Annotated in this window: 16 protein-coding genes; 9 read left to right on the forward strand and 7 right to left on the reverse strand. The window is 69.3% G+C overall.

All coding sequences use genetic code 11. The annotated features are described in order from the left end of the window. Together FE633_RS49120 and FE633_RS01440 are read left to right on the forward strand one after the other, a co-directional pair. Window positions 1-682, forward strand: a 682-nt coding sequence (locus FE633_RS49120) for an acyl carrier protein (RefSeq protein ID WP_281291090.1), incomplete at its 5' end; no start/stop codon positions are given. A gap of 130 nt (window positions 683-812) precedes the next feature. Beyond that, window positions 813-1,538: an HAD family hydrolase gene (locus FE633_RS01440; protein ID WP_138043158.1), complete on the forward strand. Its 726-nt coding sequence runs from the start codon at window positions 813-815 to the stop codon at window positions 1,536-1,538. 219 nt (window positions 1,539-1,757) lie between these two features. Here the strand turns inward: FE633_RS01440 and FE633_RS01445 are convergent, their stop codons facing one another. The 5 genes from FE633_RS01445 to FE633_RS01465 all read right to left on the reverse strand — a co-directional run bounded on the left by FE633_RS01445 (window position 1,758) and on the right by FE633_RS01465 (window position 12,402). After that, window positions 1,758-2,462 carry a helix-turn-helix transcriptional regulator gene (locus FE633_RS01445; protein WP_246113352.1) on the reverse strand — a complete coding sequence of 235 codons (705 nt, stop codon included), beginning with the start codon at window positions 2,460-2,462 and terminating at the stop codon, window positions 1,758-1,760. A gap of 683 nt (window positions 2,463-3,145) precedes the next feature. After that, on the reverse strand, window positions 3,146-6,076 hold the full coding sequence (locus FE633_RS01450; protein ID WP_138043159.1) for an ATP-binding protein: 2,931 nt from the start codon (window positions 6,074-6,076) through the stop codon (window positions 3,146-3,148). Between the two features lie 672 nt (window positions 6,077-6,748). Next, window positions 6,749-9,688, reverse strand: coding sequence for an ATP-binding protein (locus FE633_RS01455; RefSeq protein WP_138043160.1), 2,940 nt, complete (start codon window positions 9,686-9,688; stop codon window positions 6,749-6,751). A 297-nt stretch (window positions 9,689-9,985) separates the two neighbouring features. Continuing rightward, entirely contained in the window at window positions 9,986-11,203 is a 1,218-nt protein-coding gene (locus FE633_RS01460) for a cytochrome P450 (RefSeq protein WP_138043161.1), read from the reverse strand. Next, entirely contained in the window at window positions 11,200-12,402 is a 1,203-nt protein-coding gene (locus FE633_RS01465) for a cytochrome P450 (RefSeq protein WP_246113353.1), read from the reverse strand. The genes FE633_RS01460 and FE633_RS01465 overlap by 4 nt, the downstream gene beginning before the upstream one ends. Before the next feature lie 346 nt (window positions 12,403-12,748). Here FE633_RS01465 and FE633_RS49405 point away from each other — a divergent pair, with 346 nt between their 5' ends. From FE633_RS49405 to FE633_RS01485, 4 genes are all read left to right on the forward strand, one after another. Continuing rightward, window positions 12,749-13,039, forward strand: a complete 291-nt coding sequence (locus tag FE633_RS49405) for a ferredoxin (protein WP_342790639.1) — start codon at window positions 12,749-12,751, stop codon at window positions 13,037-13,039. Between the two features lie 9 nt (window positions 13,040-13,048). Beyond that, window positions 13,049-14,296: an activator-dependent family glycosyltransferase gene (locus FE633_RS01475; RefSeq protein ID WP_138043162.1), complete on the forward strand. Its 1,248-nt coding sequence runs from the start codon at window positions 13,049-13,051 to the stop codon at window positions 14,294-14,296. 102 nt (window positions 14,297-14,398) lie between these two features. Then, entirely contained in the window at window positions 14,399-15,430 is a 1,032-nt protein-coding gene (rfbB, locus tag FE633_RS01480; RefSeq protein WP_138043163.1) for a dTDP-glucose 4,6-dehydratase, read from the forward strand. Window positions 15,431-15,477: 47 nt separating this feature from the next. Further along, window positions 15,478-16,212, forward strand: a complete 735-nt coding sequence (locus FE633_RS01485) for an AfsR/SARP family transcriptional regulator (RefSeq protein WP_246113354.1) — start codon at window positions 15,478-15,480, stop codon at window positions 16,210-16,212. 65 nt (window positions 16,213-16,277) lie between these two features. Here FE633_RS01485 and FE633_RS01490 read toward each other — a convergent pair whose 3' ends face one another. Beyond that, window positions 16,278-17,258, reverse strand: coding sequence for an NAD-dependent epimerase/dehydratase family protein (locus FE633_RS01490; protein WP_138043165.1), 981 nt, complete (start codon window positions 17,256-17,258; stop codon window positions 16,278-16,280). Window positions 17,259-17,401: 143 nt separating this feature from the next. On the opposite strand from FE633_RS01490, the gene FE633_RS01495 reads away from it, so the two are divergent. Further along, window positions 17,402-18,007 (forward strand): dTDP-4-dehydrorhamnose 3,5-epimerase family protein, encoded by a 606-nt coding sequence (locus tag FE633_RS01495; RefSeq protein ID WP_138043166.1) that lies wholly within the window; start codon window positions 17,402-17,404, stop codon window positions 18,005-18,007. Between the two features lie 107 nt (window positions 18,008-18,114). Beyond that, a complete protein-coding gene (locus FE633_RS01500) occupies window positions 18,115-19,356 on the forward strand; it encodes a macrolide family glycosyltransferase (RefSeq protein ID WP_138043167.1) in 1,242 nt (413 codons plus the stop codon). 72 nt (window positions 19,357-19,428) lie between these two features. Here FE633_RS01500 and rfbH read toward each other — a convergent pair whose 3' ends face one another. After that, window positions 19,429-20,730, reverse strand: a complete 1,302-nt coding sequence (gene rfbH, locus FE633_RS01505; RefSeq protein WP_138043168.1) for a lipopolysaccharide biosynthesis protein RfbH — start codon at window positions 20,728-20,730, stop codon at window positions 19,429-19,431. A 300-nt stretch (window positions 20,731-21,030) separates the two neighbouring features. Here rfbH and FE633_RS01510 point away from each other — a divergent pair, with 300 nt between their 5' ends. Continuing rightward, on the forward strand, window positions 21,031-22,428 hold the full coding sequence (locus tag FE633_RS01510) for an acyltransferase (RefSeq protein WP_171059760.1): 1,398 nt from the start codon (window positions 21,031-21,033) through the stop codon (window positions 22,426-22,428). Window positions 22,429-22,462: the final 34 nt, after the last annotated feature.

A 22,462-nucleotide genomic window follows, 5' to 3' on the forward strand; every position in this document is an offset into this window, starting at 1 on the left:
CGCCCTGGACCTTGCCGACACCACCGTCACCATCGCCGACATCGACTGGGAACGCTTCGCCCCCACCTTCACCACGAGCCGCCCCAGCCCACTGCTGGCCGCACTGCCCGAAGCCGCCGAAGCGCTCCACGGCTCCGCTCCTGAAGCCTCGGGTGTCGGCGAGGGCTGGGCGGTGCGGTTGTCCGGGTTGCCGGAGGTGGAGCGGCGGCGTGTGGTGGCGGATTTGGTGGGGCAGCGGGTGGCTGCGGTGTTGGGGCATGCCAGGGGGTGGAGTGTGGAGTCGGGCAGGGCGTTTCGTGACATGGGCTTCGACTCGTTGACCGCGGTGGAGTTGCGGAACCAGCTGAGTGCGGAGACCGGGGTGCGGCTACCGAGCACCCTCGTCTTCGACCACCCCACCCCCGCAGCCCTCACCGAGTATCTGGCCAGTGAGTTGATCGGAGGGGGCGAGGGAACCGCGGCTCAGCTTCTGGTCGACGTGGATCGCATGGCGGCAAGTGTCACGGAGGCGCGCCTGGACGGCGGCGTACGGACTCTCCTCAAGGCGCGGCTCAAGGGGCTTCTTGCTGCGGTGGAGGGAGAGGAGGAGACGCTCGGAGCGCCGAGGGAGTCGGTGACCGAGCAGCTCGACGAGGCCACGGACGAGGAGCTGTTCGCCTTCATCAACAGGCAGTTGGACTAGCCCAGTTCAATCGACAGGCAGTTGGATCAGTCCTGTTCACAACTGGCAGTTGGATCAGTCCCGGTGCAACGCCGTGGGATGCTCGTGCACGCCGGACCAGCCCGACACCAGGACCAGAAGGGACCACCTCATGCCGATCCAGGGTGTGCTTTTCGACGTCGACGACACCCTGTTCGACTACTCGGCCTCGGAAGAAGCCGGCGTGCTCGCCCACCTGCAGACGGAAGGGCTGCTCGAGCAGTTCCCCGACCCCGCCACGGCGGTCGCGCTCTGGCGGAACATCATGGAGAGGCAGTACGCCCGCTTCCTGAAGGGCGAGGTCACCTTCACCGAGCAGCAGCGCGAACGCACCCGGGAATTCCTCTCCCACATCGGGCAGATCACGCACGCCGGCGGCCTGTCGGACCAGGAGGCCTCCGCCTGGTTCGCCGGATACCGGGCCCACCGCGACGCCGCCTGGGCAGCGTTCCCCGACTCCGAGCCCGTGCTCCGTAAACTCGTATCCGACTACCGACTGGGGATCGTTTCCAACTCATCCGCCGACCACCAGCGCCACAAGCTCGACGCCATCGGCCTCCTGCCCTACTTCGGCGACGCGCTGGTGTGCTCTGACCAGCATGGCGAGGCCAAGCCCGCGCCGAGCATCTTCCTCGCCGGCTGTGCGTCCATCGGCCTCCAGCCGCACGAAGTGGCCTACGTCGGAGACAAATACACCCTCGATGCCGTGGGAGCCCACGAAGCAGGGCTGCACGCCTACTGGCTCGACCGGGCGAACACCGGTGCCGGCACAGCCATCAGCGACGGCATCCGCGTCATCCACTCCCTCGACGAACTCCCGGCCTCCCTCACCGGCTGAGCGAGTCGCCCTCACTGACGGAGCCAGTCGCCCAACACCACTGCCCGCACCGGCCCGTCCAAGGCAGTGCGGGCAGTGCGGGCAGTGGCATGTCAGCGAACCCGGTCAGCGGAGCTGCGGAGTAATGAATGAAGGGCGCAATCCCCGCAATCCCATCAGTTGATGCGATCGCCACAGGCACACCCTGTGGTCGAACGGTCGATTGCCGCCGTGATGTTGCTACTTGACGAACTCGGGCAGGACCCGAGGCGGCCAGTGGCCGACGGTCAGCATGCCCAGGGAGTGCGCCCGGGCAACGAGGGCCGCACGGTTGGGAGCCCTGAGTTTCCGCAACATCAGTCCGACGTGGTACTCGACCCCCTGCCGACTGAGGTAGAGCCGTGTGGCGAGTTGCACGGTGGAGGCACCGCTCGCGACGCCTTCGAGTACCTGTGCGTCGAGTTTACTGAGAAGAACGTCGCGGGGACTGATCGATTCCGCGGTGGTGTCGCCCGGCGCCTCGTCCGGGTGGACGAGAACGACGATGCCGACAAGGCGGTCCGAGGTGTCGTGAACCGCTATGCCTGTCAGCTCGCAGGAGAACACGCGATGAGGGGCGCACAGGCCCACTGTGCGTTCGACGAACCGGTTGCAGCGGCCTTCGGCGAGTCGCCTGAAGTGCCGGCCCATGACGCTCGGGGCGCTGGGATGCAGGAGGTCGAAGAGGCTGCGCCCGCAGGTGTCGGCCGAGCTGCGTCCGAACTGGCGGTAGAAGTCGGAGTCCGCGGCCGTGACATTGAGTTCGGTGTCGATGTGCGCCGTACAGGTGCGGCGTCGCGCGCGGGGGTTGAGTCGGCTTTCCGAAGGATGAGCGGGGACGGTTGCGCGGGACGACACGGTGACGCTGTCTCTGGCACGTGAGGCACCGGTCATGTTCTTGGTCATCTGAGACGTACCGTCTTTCTTCTGTTGCACATACATGGGGGGTTGCTCGGGGTGTCCGTCAGGCCATAAGAAGCCCTAGCGTCGGGTTGCCGGAAAGTTAGGTTCTGATGACGGGGAGTTATTTGTTGCAGTGGTCCTTCAGGGCGGGGGGAGGGCGTGCCCTTGAAGGTTTGAGCAGGAGCCTAGGAATGATCGTTTACATGGGTCAAGCAAACTCCTGCATAAGCAGAAAACACTGTGGTTCGGTGGTTCGGTGGTTCGGTCCGCCGGAGTGCGGGCGATGCGGGGCGGGCAAGGCATCTACAAGGCATGTGACCAGGCGGTCAGGAACGAGGACTCGCATTGCCTCGCGGAAAGTGAAGCAGCGCGACGCAGCCGTGCGTCGGTGGGCTGCGGAAGCCGTGAGGGCGGCCCGTGCGGCGAATTTGCTCATTCGGCTGAGATCTTCTCACTCGGCTGAGGTCTTGGATTGTGGGCGCTGAACACGTCGACGAGACCGATGTGCCGATCGGTCGCCGTCGGCTCCCCTCGCAAGGAGTCCGGGTGCGCCGCCATTGCGGCCCCGGACTCCCGCCGCTGTCGCGTCTGCCGCCTGTGCCGCCTCTGTCACCAGGGCAAAGTACGGTCCCGATGCTCGGGACGTGGCCGTCTCGGACCGGCGGCCGACCGGTGAGTACGGGACATCACGCGTCGGAGTCGGCCCCGTCCATGCCGAGCGCGGCCGCCAGATCCGACCTGCCTTCGATGGAGAGCTTGCGATACGAACTGGTCAGATGACGTTCAATCATGCGACGTGAAATTGCCAAGTCGTCGGCTATCTCCTGGTTGCTCAATCCGGATGCGGCAAGCCGGGCGACCTTGCGCTCGGACGGGGTGAGCGGAGCACTGTCGGCGCCCGCCATCGAGGGCTTTGCTCCCAGCCGGCTGTGGATTTTCTCGGTCAGCCAGGGGATGTCGTATTCCTTCGAGAGTTTGAGGGCCCGGACAAGGGCAGCTCTGCCTTTCGTGTCCTTGGGGCCGAGGCGTTGCCCGAGGAGATTCAGGACCTTGCACAACTCGTAACGGTTCCCGGACTTTTCGAGGATCTCTAGGGATTCTTCCAGATGTTCGATCCCGGCCCGTCCGGCCGTTACCCGGCCCTGTGCGGCGAGGGTCTGGGCCAGCGTTACGGGGGCGCCCCAGCTGCGTGCGGAGTCAACCTCGTTGCGGATCAGTTCGGCAGCGCTCGCGGTGTCGCCCAGACGATGGTGCATGAGCGCGGCGTACCGGGCCCAGGGCAGGAACGCGGGGTTGCGCCAGCCCATCTGAGCCAGAAGGTGCCCGGCCCTCAGGAAGTGGTCCAGGCTTCTCTCCGCCATGCCCATGCGAGCGGCGATACTGCCCTGGGCCACGGCGCTCTGCGCCGCGAGACATGGGTGTTCCATGTCCAGCCGGCTCTTCCTGAGGATGCGTTCGGCGAGTTTCGGCTCGGAGGTTTTCAGGGCCACGAAGGCGACCAGGGTCACGCACGCGATCGGGAGCCCGTGCAGCCCGCCCCCAGCCAGCGCCTTGGCCTGTCGGACCTTGGTCTTGGCGTCGGCCACGTCGCCCAGGGTGAGAGAGACGAGTGCCTGTTCCGCGCGGATCACAGCCAGTTCGACGTTGTCCCCGCGGTTCACCGCGACTTGGTAGGCCGCGTTCAGCCACCACTCGGCAACCTCCGTCTGTTCCGCTGCGGTCAGGACATGCACCGCGAGCGGAAAGGGGGTGTGCACATGCGCTTGGGACGGTTGTTCGAAGTGCAGCAGCTGTGTCGCCAGTGGTGCCAGTTCCGCGGCGGATGCCGCATGGGCGGCGGCGGAGGCATCGAGCAGGACGGCCAGGAGTTCCCGTCCGCCGCGGGTCCTCATGAGCGGCCGCGACCCGAGGGAATCCAGACGCTGTACCGCCTCCTTGACGCCCACGGGGTCATGGCGGCGGAGGAAGCGTTGCCGGGCCTCCAGGCGCAGTGCCAGCTCATGGTCGGTAGCGCTCGACGAGCCGACCTGGGCCAAGTCGGCCGCAACGCGGTGGAGTAGCTCTTCCACCTGGAACGACGCCGGATTCATCAGTACAGGAGCGATCAGATCGGTCACCGCCGCGGCCCGTTCCTGCACGGAATCCAGCAGCGGAACGGCCTCCAGGAGGTGGCCCATTGAGGCGGCGGTGGCAAAACTGCGTTCCGCGGCGGCCAGGTCGATGAGGAGCCGGCCGCGTTCGGGACCGACCGAAGTGCTGTTCAGCAGCGCGCGGCGCAGGTAGCCGGCGGCGTCCCGAGGGGCCCCGCGCCGCATCGCGATGACCGCCGCGGCCCGAAGGATCCGGGTCGCGCGCCGGTCCTGCGGGGTGGCGACCGCCATCAGCTGTTCCGCAGCCTGCTCGATCGGATGGCCCGACTGATGCAGGAGTTTCGCGGCGATGACGCGCAGGGCCGTTCGCTCCTCCAACTCCATGCATTCCTCGACGGCGTCCCGTACGACGGGGTGCGTGAAGACCGGACGGCGGGGATCGGCGATCAGCCCGAGGTCTTTCAGCGCGCGCAGTGAGTCCGCCTGTCGCACGGGATCGAGCCCGGTCAGACGGATGAGCAGATACGGATCGGTGTTCCCGTCGAGAACCGTCATGGCGAAAGCCGACCTGCGTACGGGATCGGGCAGGGACTTCAGGAACACCAGCAGCCGCCGTTGCAGCAGAGAGGGACGCAGGACGGACGCGTCCGCGGCGTGCGCTGTGACCGGCTCCAGGCCGTGGTGCTGAGCCTCCGTCAGAATCGAGCGGAGGAACAACGGGTTGCCGCCGGACCTTTCATGGCAGGCGCGCACGAACTCCTCGTCGGCCGAAGTGCCGTAGCGTTCCTCCACGACGGACCGTGTGCTGTCCAACCTCAGGTTCGCCGGACCCAGTGTGTGCTCCGCGAGGGACAACAGTTCCCGCACCAGCGGCTGTTCCGCCCGAACGTCGCCGGTGAGCAGGGTGCACACCAGCAGGATGCGCCGGTTGGGCACGGCATGGGCCAGGCGGCAGAGCATCTGCAGCGATTCCACGTCGGCCCAGTGCAGGTCGTCGACCAGGAGCAGTGTCGTACGGTCCCGGCTCATGTCGCCGACCAAGGCCACCAGGCCTGACAGGGCCCTCTTCCGTTTCTCCTCGGGCCAGGTTGACGCCTGGTCGCCGAGCGCTTCCGCGGACAGGACCAGCCCGGCGTCGGCGGCATCGCCCTCGAAGCCGTGAGCGGTCCGCGTTGAGCGAGGGAAACCCAGGGCGGGCTCGATGAGCTGCCGTACCACGCCGAAGGAGAAGTCGTGTTCCGCGGCCGCTGCCTGGGCGCGCAAGGTCAGGATGTCCGACGGCGCGCCGAGTTCGCCGACGGCTCCGAGTAGTGCCGACTTGCCTACGCCCAGCGGGCCTTGGACGACCACCACCGATCCGCGGCCTTCCGCGGCGCTGCGCAGCGCCGCGGCCACCGAGGCGAGCTCTGTCTCCCGTTCCGCCAACCCCGCTCTGTGCCCCTTCGCGTCGGCGCGGCCATCGAGCAAGGGCGCGGCGGCAGTGAGGCGTGCCCGGTGGAGGTATGCGTCGCTGTTCCGGCCTCTCATCGGCCGTTCCCCGCTCGGCTCCGGTGCGGCCCGGTTGCCAGTGGCCGGGGCTCCACGATTCTGGATTCGAAGTCCGGGTGCCTCGCCCGGAGGGAGGTGTCGCCGAGCGGCGGTGCGAGCGGCCCCAGGGGACGTGTGAGGAAGGCGGGGCCGCAGGGCAGGGGACGTTGTGCGTATGTGTGGGGGAACACGCAGCCTACCGGAGGGTCAGTTCGGGTGGGGGGCTTCAGAGCTGTCGGCCGGTTCGGCGAGAGGGTGCGCCGGGTTCCCGTGGTGACACGGAGCGGTGGTGTGTCACCGGAGGCTCAGCGGTCGATCAGCCGGTCCTGCGGCCTCGGCCGAGCGGCGGTTGCCACCCTCGCCGAAGCTGCGTCATCGACGTCGGTCCCTCGGTCAAGGGGGGAGACGCGCGTGAGGGCGGAACAGCGCTCGTGAGCGGGTGGCGCATCGCGTCGAACGCCTGGCCCCTGAGCAGGGTATGGCGTACAGGGTGCAGGCGTTCATGGGTCCGGAATGTATGTGCCATGGGACCGAGGCCGCAAGACGCTCAGTGAACGCCCTTCCGCCGGTCCACGAGCTGTGTTGCACGGCTGTGACCAGCGCGTTACGGGCCCGCCCGCTGGCATGCGCCCCCCTTGAGCGTCGCTGTCGAAGTCTGCCGGACACGAGGGGCTACCGCCTCGGCTCCGATGCGGCCCCTGCTCCGGCTGAACCGGCGGCCCCGCCTCGACCGTGCTTCCGAGTGGTTCTTTCCGCGCGCGCTCCCTCCAAGGCGGTGTACAACTGGCGCCGCCCGGAGACGCCGAGCTTGCGGTACACCGACGTCAGATGCAGCTCCACCGTGCGCTGGGTGACGAAGAGCAGTTCGGCGATCTCCAGGTTGCTGAGGCCTGCCGCGGCCTGCCGTGCCACCTGCAGCTCGCTGGGAGTGAGCGAACCCAGCCCGCTCATCATCGGGCGCCGCGGGCGTGCGCCGGTGGCCAGCAGCGCTTGGTGCGCCTGCTGGTACAGCCCGCGGGCTCCGAGCTCGTACGCCGTTTCAAGAGCCCGCCGCAGCACACTCCGGGCATCCTTCGTATGGCCCGCGGTGTGCAGCGCCGTCCCGTACGCCACGCGCACCCGGGCCCGCTCCAGGGGTGCAGCGCTCGTCTCCAGTGCCGCTACCGCCTCTTCGAGGAGGGGCAGCTCGGCACCGCGGTCATCGTGCGAGGCGGCCAACAGCTCCAGTCCCATACCCAGAGCGCACGGCAGATCGGCGGCCCGGGCGACAGCGACCGCCTCCTCGGCGTGGTCACGGGCCCGTAAGGTGTCGCCGCGTGCCAGGTGTGCCTTGCCCGCCCAGAACCACCAGGACGACGACGCCGGGTTGCTTCCCCATTGCCGCCTGCTCCTGCCGCACGCGAGCAGGTCCCTGAGCGCCGATTCCGGATCGCCCTGCTCCAGATCCAGTCGTCCTTGGGCGCACAGATACTCGTCCCACTGCCAGGTGTGCATGCCTGGCAGCGGGACGGCATGGACGGCCGTCGCGGCCGCACCGGCGACATCTCCCTGGTCCAGGAGCGTGTGGACGCGGACGGCGGCGGGCAACGCCGTGAGCTGCTGGGCATGCTCCCGTGGCGCGGGGTCCAGGATCATGCCGGTGGTGGCGAGCGCCTCCCCGAACGCTCCCAGCCGTCGACTCGCTTCCGCGTACATGCCGGCCGCTTGCGATGGCCCGTCGGGGTGCGAGGAGGCATCCCTGACCTGTGAGAAAACCGGTTCCGCCTCGTCCGGCCGGTCCGCGAACAGCAGGGTCGTCGCGGCGGACAGCACGAAGGTGGGTGAGTCGCACGCCGGTATGCCGCGAGTGATCACGCGCCGTGCCGCCGCCCTTGCCTCGGGGACTCGTCTCGACCATGCCACCGCGATGGCCGCCCGCATGGCGAGTACGGCGCGCTCACCCGGGGTGTCGCCCGGCAGGTCGAGGGAGTGACCGTTGTCGGCCTCGGCGCGCAAGGAATGGGGGTCCGTGGTCGAGTCCAGCAGCCTGAGGGCCTCTCTCAGCATCGCTGGTTCGTCGCTGTCGTCGACCGCGTGATGTCTGGGCGCGGTCTGCGAACGCAGGGTCCGCGGTGCCCGGTAGGCGCGCAGCATCCCGTCGGCCACACTGGTGAGTGCGGTGAGCCGCAGCTGCGGATCCTTCAAGTGGTCCGCGGCCAGCCGCAGATGGCGGATGCTGGCATGGACGTCCACTCCTGCCTCCGCCATGCCCAGTTCGAACAGGACCTGCGCATCGGCGGCGGGGTCGGGATCCTCGGACAGACACAGCTTCAGGAGGTCGATCGCGCGCCGGGGGTCGTTGTGCAGGAGCGCTTCCCGGGCGGCCTCGCGCAGTACGGCGACCAGCCAGCTGTCGGTGACCGGTTCCGGTGCCATGCGCAGGTGCTCGGCGACCCGCTTCGCGGACGCGCCGTTGTCGAGCAGCAGCCGTGCGGAGTGGCGGTGTCTCTCCGCGCGCTGCTCGGGCGGGATGTCCGACAGGACGGCGTCCCGCACCAGACGGTGGGTGAACGACCAGTTCCTCCCGTCCGGTGTGGCGGACACGAGGCCGGAGGAACCCAGGGCGAGGACGGCCTGCACGAACACGGGGGTGTCCAGGCGGGCCAGCCGCGCGTAGGTCTGCGGAGGCGCCCCCTCACCGAGTACGGCCATCGCCTGCACCGCGGCGTACGTCGTCGCCGACTGCCGGCGCAGCAACCGCAGCACCTGCTCGCGCAGCACGGCGACATGCCGGCCGTCCATGTCGGCCGGACCGGCAGTGGCCGACGGCCAGTCCCCGGGCCCAAGGGCAGTGACCAGGGTCGTGACCAGAAGAGGGTTGCCGCCGGCCACGGCCAGAGAGTCGGATGGAATCTCCTTGTCGTCGCCACTGCCGGTCATGTGCCGGACGAGCTGGGCGACTCCGTCGTCGCTGAGCAGGCGGGGACGAAGGCTGTGACACAGCGACTGGGCGGCGATCTCGTCCAGTTGAGGGGTGTGCACGCCGGTGTCCGTGCGGCGGGAGAGTGCCAGGAGCACCGGAACTCCGCTCAGCCGCCGAGCGAGGCACGACAGGAAACGCACTGAGGCGGGATCGGCGTGGTGGGCGTCGTCCACGATGACGGTCAGCGGATGGTCCATCGCCATGCGGCAGAGGGAGTGGTACAGGGCGAGCAGCGTGCCGTGCGGCACGTCGGCGGCCGGGTCCGCGCCGCCGGGCAGGGCGTCGGGATCCAGTCCGAGCCGCTGCCAGTCGGGAGGTATGTCGCCCGGCACGGGCCGTCCCGGTCCCGAAAGAGACCCTCCGAACAGCTGACGCACCATGCCGAAGGGCAGGTCGAGTTCCAGTGGCGTGCACCGGGCCTTGAGGACTTGGGTCCCCGCGTCACGCGCCTCGTCGGCCAGCCTGTCCAGCAGGGCGCTTTTCCCGATGCCGACGGGGCCCTCCACGAGGACGAGGCCCGGCATGCCGGCCGCGACTTCACGGGCGAGCCCCGACAGGACAGCCGCTTCACGGTCGCGTTCGACGAGTACCGGATACCCGTGCCGCCCGGCGGCTTCCCTGTCGCGAGAAGGATGAGGAGCACCTAGCATTTCGAATCCCTCAGCTGTGCGGGACTGTTCACACACAGGGACCGTCGTGCAGACGGCGGGCCCGACCACTGGCCGACGGTGTGCGGACTGAGCGCCTTCCACGTGTGGACGAATTTCACCCTGTCACGTGCTTCCTCGACGAAACATTCACGGCTGCCGCATATTCTTCCACGTGTCCGAGCGACATTCAGGCACGCAGGCTTTTTTGGGCCCGGTCCGGCGGACCATGGCCGGATAAGACCTAGGGGCGGTCCGGCGGATCAGGGCCGAGTCAGCCCCTGATCCGCCGGACTGGTCTCAGTCCCAGTCGACGAGGAGCCGGTCGACTCCGAAGTGCATGGCGCGGTCGCGCAGCGGGACCTCGTCCGCCGGCTGGGTCAGCCGCAGCGTGGGAAACCTCTCGAACAGCCTCCGCAGTCCGATCCGCAGCGTCGCGCGGGCCAAGTGCTGCCCCAGGCACTGGTGTTCCCCGAAGCCGAGCGCCAAGTGCTTGCGGGGCAACCGGGTGACGTCCAGCCGGTCCGGGTCGGCGAAGACGTCCGGGTCCCGGTTGGCGGCGGGCAGCGAAAGCACCACTGTCTGGCCCGCCTTGATGGTGCGTCCCCCGATCTCGACGTCCTCGAGCGCGCAACGACTCGACCCCAGCTGGGAGATCGTCAGATAGCGCAGCAGCTCGTCCACCGCCGTGTCGTACAGCTCGGGGCGGGCACGCAACTGCGCCAGCTCGTCGGGGTGTTCCAGCAGCGCGAACGTACCGAGAGACAGCATGTTCGGGGTGGTGTCCAGGGAACCTCCCACGGTCAGCACCGCGAGATTGACGAGTTCCTCCTCCGTCAGTTCCCCCGTGGCGACGAGCCGGCCGAAGAAGTCGTCCGCGGGCTCGGCCATACGCTGTTTGACCATGGGCCGAAGGATGGCGTCGATCGACTCCATGTGGTGGATGAACTCTTCCAGCGTGTACGTGAGCGTCATCATCGCACCGAAGTGCTCCGACATGTCCGACACCAGATCGGGGGCGACTCCCAGCAGCGAGCACACCGATCGTGCGGCCACCACCTCGGAGAACGAGGACTGCAGATCGGCGGGCGAACCGGAGGCCGCCATCTCGTCGAGCGTCTCGTCGACGATCTGCGACAGTTCCGGCTCGTGCTGCTGAATACGGCGGACCGTGAAGTGGCCCGCCAGCAGCCGGCGGTACTTGGCGTGGTCCGCCCCGTCCATCTTGGCGAAGAACCCCGGCGCGGCGGGCTGGGGAGCGTACTCCGTCATCGGGAAGGGGGGTGCGGCGACCGTGGCCAGCAACTCGTTGCGGTGGCTGAAGCGTTCGTCGGCCAGGATCTGACGCACGTGCTGGTGGTTCGTGACCAGCCAGCCCTGGGTGTCCTTGGGCGCCAGGCGGAAGGTGATCGGACTGATCGGTTCCTCCTCGCGCAGCCGGGCGTACTCCGAGGGCGGATCGAACGGGCACTTGCCACGTTCGCTGGGGATCACGGGGGCTTCGGGCCTGGATGTCATGAGAACTCCGTGGCTCGCTGGACGAGAAGCGGCAGGTGGCGTGCGCCGTAGACGTTGGTGCCGTGGAAGGCCAGATGGGCGTCGGGGTCGACCTGGATCCGGGTGAACCGGTCGAGCAGCGCGTTGAGCACCACGCGCCCTTCCAGCCGGGCGAGGGCCGCGCCGATGCAGTAGTGGATGCCGTGGCCGAAGGCCGCCTGGCGCGCGTTGGACCGTTCCAGGAGGCATGCCGTCGGCTCCTCGAAGACCCGCTCGTCGTGGTTGGCCGACAGCAGCCACACCTGGACCAGCGTGTTGGGGGCGACGCTCTCCCCGGCGATCTCCGTGTGCCGGGTGGTGACGCGCTCGATCCTGGTGAACGGCGGGCGCAGCCGCAGTGTCTCCTCGATGACCGCCGGAACCAGCGACCTGTCCTTACGGACCCGCTGGAACAGTTCCGGCTCGCGGTCCAGGCACATCACCGCATTGCCCACCAGCACCGCGGTGGTGATGTGCCCGGCGAGCAGCAGCAGCGTGCTGAAGCTGGAGATGTCCTCGTCGGTCAGGCGGGCGCCGTCCATCTCGGCCGCCGCCAGGGTGCCGACCAGATCGTCCTTGGGCTCCCTGCGGCGTTCGTCGATGAAATCCTGGAGGTACGAGGAGATGGTCACGGCGGTCTCCTCCGTGCGCCGTACGCTCTCCGGGTCCTCCGGGTCGGTGGACAGCAGCTGATCCGCCCACGCCTGGAACAACTCCCGGTCGGTCACCGGTACGCCGAGCATCCCGGCGATCACCGTGACCGGCAGCGGGTTGGCGAGGGCGTCCACGAGGTCGAATCGGTCGGTGCCGACGGCGTCCAGCAGCTGTCCCGTCAGCTCGGTGATCCACGGCTCCAGCCCGGCGATCAGCCCGGGGGTGAAGACGCGGCTGATCTGGCGGCGCATCTTGCCGTGCAGCGGAGGGTCGAGCAGCAGGAGGGTCCCGCGTGGTGCCTGCCGTTCACCGCCCGACATCCGTCCGACCGTGTCCGACGAGAAGGTCGCGTGATCGGAGAGGACACGCTGGATGTCCTCGTGCCGGAAGACGTGGACCTGATCCTTGTCGTCCCGCCAGACCGGACACTCGTCCCGCATCCTGGCCAGCCAGCCCAGCAGTGTGGCCCCGCCGTCCGGTTCCACCGTCGGAGGCCTGCCGATCTCGGGACCGGGTATCCGGGGCACTGCGTGAAGGAGGTTCGGGCTGCCATGCTGCGCCACTGGTGGTTCCCCTTTCTTCGGGCCGACGGGACCGGCACGCGACGCGTGTCGCAGAGCCGGGACTGTGCCGGTCCGAACGCCCTCACCTCAGCACGGCCCGAAGGCGCATGGCGAGCCGCACCGGCACACTCTAGGGATTCACCGAGTTACAGCCGCCTCGGTGCGGGGACCGGCCCGCGTTACAGCCGGCCCGGTGCGGGGACCGGCCCGCACATACCGGTGGGGAATCTCTGGAGGAAACCCCAGACAGCGGTGGCCGCGCTCCTGAACCCGGCCCGGCGCATCGCAAGATGGGCGCCTCACCGTTCGGATGACGCAGAGGCCCCGTATGGAGATCGTGATCGACCGCGACAAGTGCATGGGAGCCGGTCAGTGCGTGCTGGCCGCTCCCGAGGTCTTCGATCAGCACGAGCAGGACGGGCGAGCCCTCCTGCTGGTCGAGCGGCCGGATCGCAGCCGCCTCGACGCCGTGCTCGAGGCACGCGACACCTGTCCGCTGAGCGCCATCCGCCTTCTGACGGACGCGATCGACGTGACGGACGTGACGGACCGTCGGACACCACCAACCGCGCGGCACGACCGCGGAATACCCGGGGAGTGAGAGGAAGCCATGCGCGTTCTGTTCGCCGGTCTGTCGGAGAAGTCGCATCTGAACTCCATGGTGCCGTTGGCCTGGGCACTGAGCACGGCCGGGCACGACGTACTGGTGGCCAACTCCCCGTCGCTCACCCCGGCCATCACCGGCGTGGGCCTGGTGGCCGCCCCCGTGGGCCAAGACCCCGACATATACCGCGACATGGCGGCCTCCCGTGACTCCCAGGACGCCGAGGAGGCCAACTGGAGCCGGCTCTCCCCGGAGGAGACCGACTGGCCCGCCCTGCGCCGCCGCTACGAGATCAGCGTGCCGTGGGGCTTCGCCCGCTACAACGAACCCGTTTTCGACGGCATGGTGGCCCTGGCGAGGCAGTGGCGGCCCGACCTCGTCATCCGCGACCCCCTTTCCTATGCCGGGGCCGTCGCCGCGCGCGTCAGCGGTGCGGTCGACGTCCGGCTGCTGTGGTGCGCCGATGTGTACGGCCAAGCCCGGCGCACCTTTGTCGAGTTGGCCCGGGAGGTACCCGAGGAGGAGCGCGTCGACCCCCTCGCCGAGTGGATCGACGAACGCGCCCGACCCTACGGCGTCGTCTGCGACGAGGAACTGCTCAACGGCCACTACACCATCGATACGCTGCCGCCCAGTCAGCGCCCGCCCAGCACGCTGCGGCAGCTCTCGATGCGCTTCCAGCCCTACAACGGCGCCGCGGTCCAGTGGGACTGGCTGCGCGAGCCGCCCAAGCGTCCGCGCGTCTGCCTCACGCTCGGCCGGATGAACACCGAGGCGTACGGCGGGGACTACGTGTCCGCGCCCGACATCCTCGAAATCCTCGCCGACCTCGACGTCGAGGTGGTCGCCGCGCTCATGCCCGAGCAGTGCGAACGGCTCGGCCACCTCCCGTCCAACGCGCGGGCCGTGGACAACGTCGCCCTGAGCTCTCTGCTGCCCAGCTGCTCGGCCGTGATCAACCACGGCGGCTTCGGCACCTTCTCCACCGCACTCGTCAACGGCGTCCCGCAACTCATACTCTCGACCTACGTCGCCGACCACGAGCTGCGAGGACGGTACCTGGAGGAAGCCGGCGCCGGCTTCTTCGTATACCACCGCGAGGCTCGCGCCGATCAGATCCTGGCGCACACCCGCAGGCTCCTGGACGAGCCCGCCATCGCCGACGCCGCACGGCGCCTGCGCGACGAGTCGGTGGCCATGCCGACCCCCCACGCCATGGTCGGGCAGCTGGAGCGGCTGGTGGCGTCCCGATGAGCGCCCCCGCTCCTCCTCACCGCCGCACACGCCACGCATGAGAGGAAAGGAGGACGGCGCCTGCCGCCGGCCCCTGACGGGCCACCGGGCGCCGAATCCCCGATGAGTCAGACACGCATCCTGGTGACCGGCGGTGCCGGCTTCATCGGCTCCCACTACGTCCGTACGCTGCTCGGGCCCTTCGGCCCCGACGACGTCTCCGTGACCGTTCTGGACGCCTTCACCTACGCCGCCAGTCCCGCGAGCCTAGACGAGGTCAGCGACTCACCCCGTTTCCGGCTCGTCGTCGGTGACATCCGCGACCCGGACACGGTCGACCGGCTCGTCGCCGAGCACGACCACGTGGTCCACTTCGCGGCCGAGTCACACGTGGACCGCTCGCTGGCGAGTTCCGCCGAGTTCGTGACCACCAACGTCCTCGGCACCCATGTGCTGCTGGACGCCGCACTGCGGCACGGCACACAGACCTTCGTGCATGTCTCCACCGACGAGGTCTACGGCTCCATTCCGGTCGGTTCCTCCTCGGAGGAGCAGCCCCTGAACCCCAACTCCCCCTACTCCGCCTCGAAGGCGTCGAGCGACCTGATCGCCCTCGCCTACCACCGCTCCCACGGCATGGACGTCCGGGTGACCCGATGCTCCAACAACTACGGGCACCACCAGTTCCCCGAGAAGATCATCCCGCTGTTCGTCACCAACCTGCTGGACGGCAGGAAAGTCCCGCTCTACGGTGACGGGCTCCACATCCGCGACTGGCTGCACATCGACGACCATGTCCGCGGCATCGAATTGGTGCGAACCAAGGGCCGCGCCGGCGAGGTCTACAACATCGGCGGCGGCACCGAGCTCAGCAACACCGATCTCACCGCGCTGCTCCTCCAGACGTGCGGCGCGTCGTGGGACGCCGTCGAGTACGTCGCCGACCGCAAGGGTCACGACCGCCGTTACTCGGTGGACTGGCGCAAGGCGCATGTCGAGCTGGGCTACAAGCCTCAGAAGGACTTCACCGAAGGGCTCGCGGAGACCGTCGACTGGTACCGGGACAACCGCGACTGGTGGGAGCCGCTCAAGGAGGCGCCGGCGCTCGCCGTGCCCGCGGCACGGACCGGCACGACCGGGGCCGTGGCATGCTGAAATGCCGCACGTTGGGCCTTCTGGAGGTGACCGCGGGCCACGGACCGGTGACCCCGACGGCGCCGAAGGTACGGCAGGTCCTCGCCCTCCTTCTCGCCCGGCGCAACACGATGGTGCCGGTCCCGGCCATCATCGCCGAGCTGTGGGAGGGAAGTCCGCCGCGCAGCGCCACCGCCACCGTCCAGACGTACGTCTACCAGCTGCGCAAGCTCCTGCAGACGGACAGTGAGACGGCGGCCGACACGGGGCCCGTGGTGACCGGAGCGACCGGCTACCTGCTGCGCGTGGCCCCGGGGGAGTGCGACGCCGAGAGTTTCGAGGACCTGACGGAGCGAGGGCGGGCCGCGCTGGACGAGGGCGACCCCCGCCTGGCCGCGGATCTGCTCACCGCCGCACTGGCCCTGTGGAACGGACCGCCCTTCGCCGACGTGGCGCAGGGCCCGTTCCTTCAGGCCTACGCGATGCGCATGGAGGAACGGCATCTGCACGCGGTGGAACTGCGCATCGGCGCCGGGCTGCGCGTCGGCCGGCACCGGCAACTGGTCGGCGAGCTCAAGGAGCTGGCCTGCGTCCACCCGCTGCACGAGTGGTTCCACGGCAGCCTGATCATCGCTCTCCAGAGCTGCGGACGGCGCAGTGAGGCGCTCCAGGTCTACCAGCGGCTGCGGAAGGTGCTGCGCGAGGAGCTCGGACTCGACCCGTCCCCGGGGCTCCAGCAGATCCGCCAGCACGTCCTGACGGACCGGGTCACCACCGCCGACCTCAGCCTGCTCCCCGGCTGAAGCCTGCTCCGTGGCTGAACCCGCCTCGCCGACCGGCCGGTTCGGGCAGGCTGCTCCCGGCCGGGTCAGCCGGCCGCCACCGCCTGCCACAGATCCCGCATCGATTGTTCCGGCCGTCGCCGCGGTGACCAGCCCAGCAGCTCGCGGGCGGCGGTGATGTCGACGCGCATCACGTCGGCGTCGGTGGTCGTCCCGACGGTGCCGCCGGGGTCGTCCAGCACGCGCGCGGCCCTGCCGCTCGCGGTGATCAGGAGGTTCACCATGGCGCGCACCTGCACCGACTCGCCGCTGCCGATGTTGACGATCCGGCCCGTGACCTCCGGCGCGGCCACGGCGGCGACGATCGCCTCGGACGCGTCCTCGGCGTCCACGAAGTCCCGGCTGCTCCGCAGTGGTGGGATCCGGATCTCCACGGGCTCCCGTGTGCCGCGATCGGCGTGCAGCTGCTGAGCGATACGGCCCAGCAGGCTGCCCGGCGGAATGCCGGCGCCGATCATGTTCGACACGCGCAACACCAGCGCGTCCACGCGGCCCTGCCTCACCGACTCCAGCAGCGCCTGCGTACCGAGGAGTTTCGACCGCCCGTAGGGCGTCACAGGCCGGGTGGGTGAGTCCTCGACCAGGGCGGCGCCGGAGGCCTGCGGCTCGTACTCGTGCACCGTCCCGAGGTGGATCAGCCGCGGACGCCAGGATGCCTCGTCGAGCGCCGTCAGGAGCCGGTCCACCAGCAGTTGGTTGCCCTGGCGCAGCTGTGTCTCCGACGACGTCCAGGCGACACCCGCCGCGTTGACCACCACCGCCGGGCGCTCCTCGTCGATCAGCTCCGCCAGCGCCCGCGGCCCGTCGGCGACCAGGTCCATGGGGTGGAACCGGCAGGAGGCCGAGATCTTGCCCGGCTGCCGCGCGACCGCCAACACCTCGTGCCCGGCGGCCTCCAGGGCGGCGCTCGCATGCCGGCCGACGAACCCGGTCGCTCCGAGGACGACCACCCGGCCGGACTTCCCGTCCGGCCGACCCGGCGTTCCCCGCGTACCGACCCCCGTCATGTCGGCCTCCTCCTGGTCAGATGCGACGACGTACGACCCTGCCACCTGGTGATCGAGGATTTCTCAAGGAGGGATCGACTCGATCCGGCCTCGACCGGCCCTTCAGCGGCTCTCGATCAGCGCGCCATATCGTCGCTGTCACCATGAACGTTCGAGAGATGGCTGTGCCGGACGCGTTCCGCATCACCCCGCACAAGTTCGAGGATCTGCGCGGAAACTTCTACGAGTCGTTCCGCCACGACAAGCTGGCCGCTGAGATCGGGCGTCCCATCCCGGTGGCGCAGGTGAACTACTCGGTCTCCCGAAGAAGCACACTGCGCGGGCTCCATGGCACCCTGCTGCCTCCGGGGCAGGCCAAGCTCGTCTGTGTGGTCCGCGGAGCGGTCCTGGACGTCGTGGTCGACCTGCGCGTCGGCTCGCCCACGTTCGGAGTGCACGAGGCCAACTGGCTGGACGCCGAGTCGGGGGACACCGTCTTCGTCGCCGAGGGCCTGGTCCACGGCTTCCTCGCACTGACCGACGACACCTGTGTGTCCTATGGGTGCACCACGGAGTTCGTCCCCGGAACGCAGCTGGACATCGACCCCTTCGACGCCGAGCTGAGCCTGCCCTGGAAGCTGTCCGAGACCCCGGTGATGTCGGAGAAGGACGCCAAGGCCGTCTCCGTCGCGGCGGCGCGCGAAGCCGGGCTGCTGCCGACCTACGAGGCCTGCCTGGCCCACTACGCGGCGCTGCGGGCCGGCCGCTGACAAGCTCGCGCACCGCCGCACACGTCCCCACTCGCGTGCCACCCTGCCCATCCCAACCCGCGCACCGCCGTACCCGTCCCAAGCCGACGCCGGACCAAAGGAAGCCCATGCCCCGTCGCACCGAGCCGGCCCCGTCCCACTTCGCCGTCTTCGCCTTCGCGGACTTCGGCCACATCAGCCCGACGCTGGGCCCCGCCCGAGAGCTGATCGCGCGAGGGCACCGGGTGACGTACGTCGTCGACGAACGGTTCGCGCCCGTCGTGGAGGCGACCGGAGCCCGCGCTGTCACCTACACCTCGGCACGCGGCGCGTTCTACCGGGCCGCCGACCCCACCCCGGACCAACTGGCCGCCGACGGCGTCGACTTGCTCCGCGACACCATCAACACGGTGTTCCCGCTGGCGATGTCCGCCTTCGCGCAGGATCCGCCGGACCTGGTGCTCTACGACTTCGAGACGATGGCTCCCGCACGGGTGGCCGCCCGGCTGCTGGGGGCGGTGCCGGTGCAGTTCGGTCCGAGCCACGCGGCCAACGAGGCCTTCCCCCTGCGCGCCCAGCTGTGGGACGCCGACAACGCGCTCATGCGGGAAGGGGCGGCCGCCCTCATCGAGTTCATGGGCGCACACGGCATCGGCCTCGACGAGATGGGCCGCTTCTGCGCCGAGTGGGACGAGCGCAACCTCGCCTTCCTGCCTCGCGAGTTCCAGGTCGAAGGCGACACCTTCGACGACCGGTACGCCTTCGTCGGCCCCGTCGTCACCGAGGCCGACCCCGGCGTGTGGACGCCGCCGAACGACGGACGGCGGGTCGCCCTGGTCTCCCTCGGTACGGAGTCGCACGGGTGGAGCGGGTGGAGCGGGTTCTTCCGAGCCTGCGGCGAGGCGTTCGACGCCGATGACTGGCATGTGGTGATGACGCTCGGACGCGGTGCCGACCGCTCGCTCCTGGAACCGCTGCCCGGGCATGTGGAGGTGCACGAGTGGCTGCCCCACACGGCCGTCCTGCCGCACGCCGACGTCGTCGTCTGCCACGCCGGGATGTGCAGTCTGATGGAGGCGCTGTACTACGGGGTGCCCGTGGTGGCGGCACCCCGTGCCCACGAACTCTCCCTCAGCGCCAGGCGGTTGGAGGAGTGTGGCGTCGGGCGGACACTGCCCCGCGACGGTGTCACCGCGAGCCTGCTCGCCGACACCGTCACGGAACTGCTGGCCGACCCGGCGACCCCCGGCTGCCTGGACCGGATGCGTACCGCGGTACGGGGAGCCGGGGGCGCCCCGCGCGCCGCCGACATGATGGAGCGCTGGGCGGGGCAGCGGGAGGGGCAGAGGGCCGCCGCGGTACCCGCCTGATGGCGTAACCCCATTCGTGCTGAAGGGGCCGCCGGCGACGTCAGAAGAGCAGGACGTCGGAAGGGCAGGACGTCAGAACGGCAGGGTGACGAACTCGCTGACCGCCGCGATGCTGTGGTCGATCATCTCGTTCGTGAGCCCCGGGTGGACGCCGATCCAGAACGTGCGCTCGGTGATGATGTCGCTGTTGGCGAGCGGGCCGCTCACCCGGAACTCCCGCCCCTCATAGGCCGGATGCCGGGTGAGGTTCCCCGCGAAGAACCGCCGGGTGGCCACCCGGCGGGACTCCAGGTGGTCGATGAGGGCACGGGGCGCGAACGGCGCGTCGGGCCGCACTGTGATCGTGAAGCCGAACCAGCTCGGATCACTGCCCGGCGTGGCTTCGGGCAGCAGCAGGTGCGGCAGTCCGTCCAACGCCTCCCGCAGCCGTGTCCAGTTCTGCCGGCGGGCCTTCCCGAACTCGTCGATCCGGTTGAGCTGGCTGAGCCCCAGAGCCGCCTGCAGATCGGTCGACTTCAGGTTGTATCCGACGTGCGAGAAGATGTACTTGTGGTCGTACCCCGGCGGCAGGGTGCCCATCTGCTGTTCGAAGCGCTTGAAGCAGCGATTGTCCTCACCAGGCTCGCACCAGCAGTCGCGACCCCAGTCGCGCAGTGACTCCACGATGCGCGCCAGCGCCAGATTGTCCGTCAGTACGCACCCGCCCTCGCCCATCGTGATGTGGTGGGCCGGATAGAAGCTCTCGGTGGCCAGGTCGCCGAAGGTTCCCGTGAGCTGGCCCCGGTAAGTGCTGCCCAGCGCATCGCAGTTGTCCTCGATGAGGAACAGGTCCCTGTCCCGCGCCAGCTGTGCGATCTCCTCGACGGCGAAGGGGTTCCCGAGGGCGTGGGCCATCATGATCGCCCGGGTGCGCGGGCCGATCGCCTGCTCGATCCGCTCCGGTGTGGCGTTGTACGTGCCGAGCTCGACATCCACGAAGACCGGCACCAGTCCGTTCTGGATGATCGGATTGACCGTGGTGGGGAAGCCCGCCGCGACGGTGACCACCTCGTCGCCCGGCACCAGTCGGCTGTCGCCCAGTTGTGGTGAGGTGAGCGAGGCGAGAGCCAACAGGTTCGCCGAGGAACCGGAGTTCGTGAGATGGGCCTTGCGTAGCCGGAAGTATCTGGCCAGCGCGCGTTCGAGCGCGCGGGAGCTGGTACCCGCGGCGATCCGCATGTCCAGAGCCGCCTCGACGAGCGCGACACGGTCGTCCTCGTCGAGAACCGCGCCCGAGGCCAGGACGGGAGTGACATCGGGGATGAACTCCGCTCCCGCGGTGTTCCGGTGGTACTTGCGCACCTGATCGAGGATCTCGGACTTTGCGTTCCTCATCGGCAGCGGGCCTCCTGCTTAGGACAGCGGGCTCCGGGGCCGCGCACTGCACCGGGAGTGCGGACCGGATTCCCCGCGCCCGGATCGGTCGACCGGGAAGTCCAGCCCAGCACGCGGCCCCGCCTGTGTGCCAGCAACGCCCGCGAGCTCTAGGGAACCACCAAGAGCATCCGTCCCATTCGGCGGCCACCCGGGGTTCTAGGGATTTCCTCGTACGCCCGCTGTGAGGCTGAGGCGCCCAGACATCCGTCCCGGCCGCGTGCTCACGCCCAGGCCGGACAACCGTGAGGTGTGATGAGCATGCCCTCTGCCCTGTCGCGGTCCCGTGAACGCCCGGTTGTCGTGCGCGCGGGCCGGGCGACGGGCGAACGGGTGCGGATGGGTGTGTACGACCTGCTGCCCGGTACGTTCGCGGTCGGGTGCACGTTCTACTACCGCGAGGGCCTGGACACCGCCGCCGTGCGGGACTCGCTGGCCCGCACGCTGGCGCGCCACCCACCGCTGACGGGGCGGATGGAACGGAACCCCGACGGCGGCATCGACCTCGTGTGCAACGACGCGGGCGCGCTGTTCGCCGAGGTCCACTCCGACCTCCCCATGCCCGACTACGGCATCGGCAGATCGGCCAAGTCCGACCTGGGCAGGTACCTGCACCGGGTCAATCCCTTCGCGGTCGTCGGACACGACACCCCCTTGCTGACCGTGAAGATCACACATATGCGCGGGGGCGGCTCGGTGCTCGGCGTCACCTTCAACCACGGGGTGACCGACCTCAGCGGCTTCATGGACTTTCTCCAGAACTGGTCCCGCGAACACCACGGACTTCCGTACCAGGCCCCTCCGTACGGACGGAACACTCTCGACGGACTCGGCACCTTCGCCGCGCGGGCGGCCAGGGAGCACAGCCGGCAGTACGTCGCGGTGCGCAGACGGGAGAAGTTCCGCTTTCTCTGGCGGGTCAACGCGGGTTCGCGCCGGGTGCGCCATCTCACCGTGCGCTTTCCCGGCGACGAGGTGCGAGCCATCAAGGCGGCTGCCTCGGCGCCACTCGCCGGCACGGGGCAGTGGGTGTCGGCCGGCGACGCCCTCGCTGCCCATGTGTGGAAGGTCATGGGCGAGCTGCGGGCGCGGCCCGACGACAGTGCCGAGCGCCTCGGCGTGATCGTGGACATCCGCTCGGCACTGCGCGACGTGCTGCCCGATGGCTTCGGCGGTAATGCCGTCACCAATACGACGGCCACGCTCAGCGCGGGTGAACTGGCCGCCGCGTCGCTGGCGGACGTCGCCTCGGCCGTGCGCACCGCGATCGGCGAGGTCACCGAGAGACACCTGTGCAAGGAGATCGCCTTCCTGGCGGCCCAGCGGAGCGCGGGACGCTCACGCCAGGTGCTCAGCCGTATGGCACTGGACGCCTTCGACGGCACGGTCTCGCTGAACAACGTGGGACGGTTTCCGGTGTACCGGATCGACCTCGGCAGTGGGCGGCCCTTCTGGTTCGAGTACCCGCCCATCCCCATTCCGTGGAATGTCTTCATCACCCCGACACCGGAGGACGACGAGGGCCGTGACGTGCATCTGAGCATCCCTCAGGACAAGGCCCAGGTCTTCGGCGCTCCCTCCTGGAACGCGCGTCTGCACGCCCACGCACCCACGCGTCCGGATGCCGGCGTGCCACGGGAGAAGGACCACAGCGTATGAGGTCGGCGGCGAACCAGTGCGCGTGCCGTGGGCG

It is taken from the genome of Streptomyces montanus (genome assembly GCF_005786655.1).
GTDB classification, from domain to species: domain Bacteria; phylum Actinomycetota; class Actinomycetes; order Streptomycetales; family Streptomycetaceae; genus Streptomyces; species Streptomyces sporangiiformans.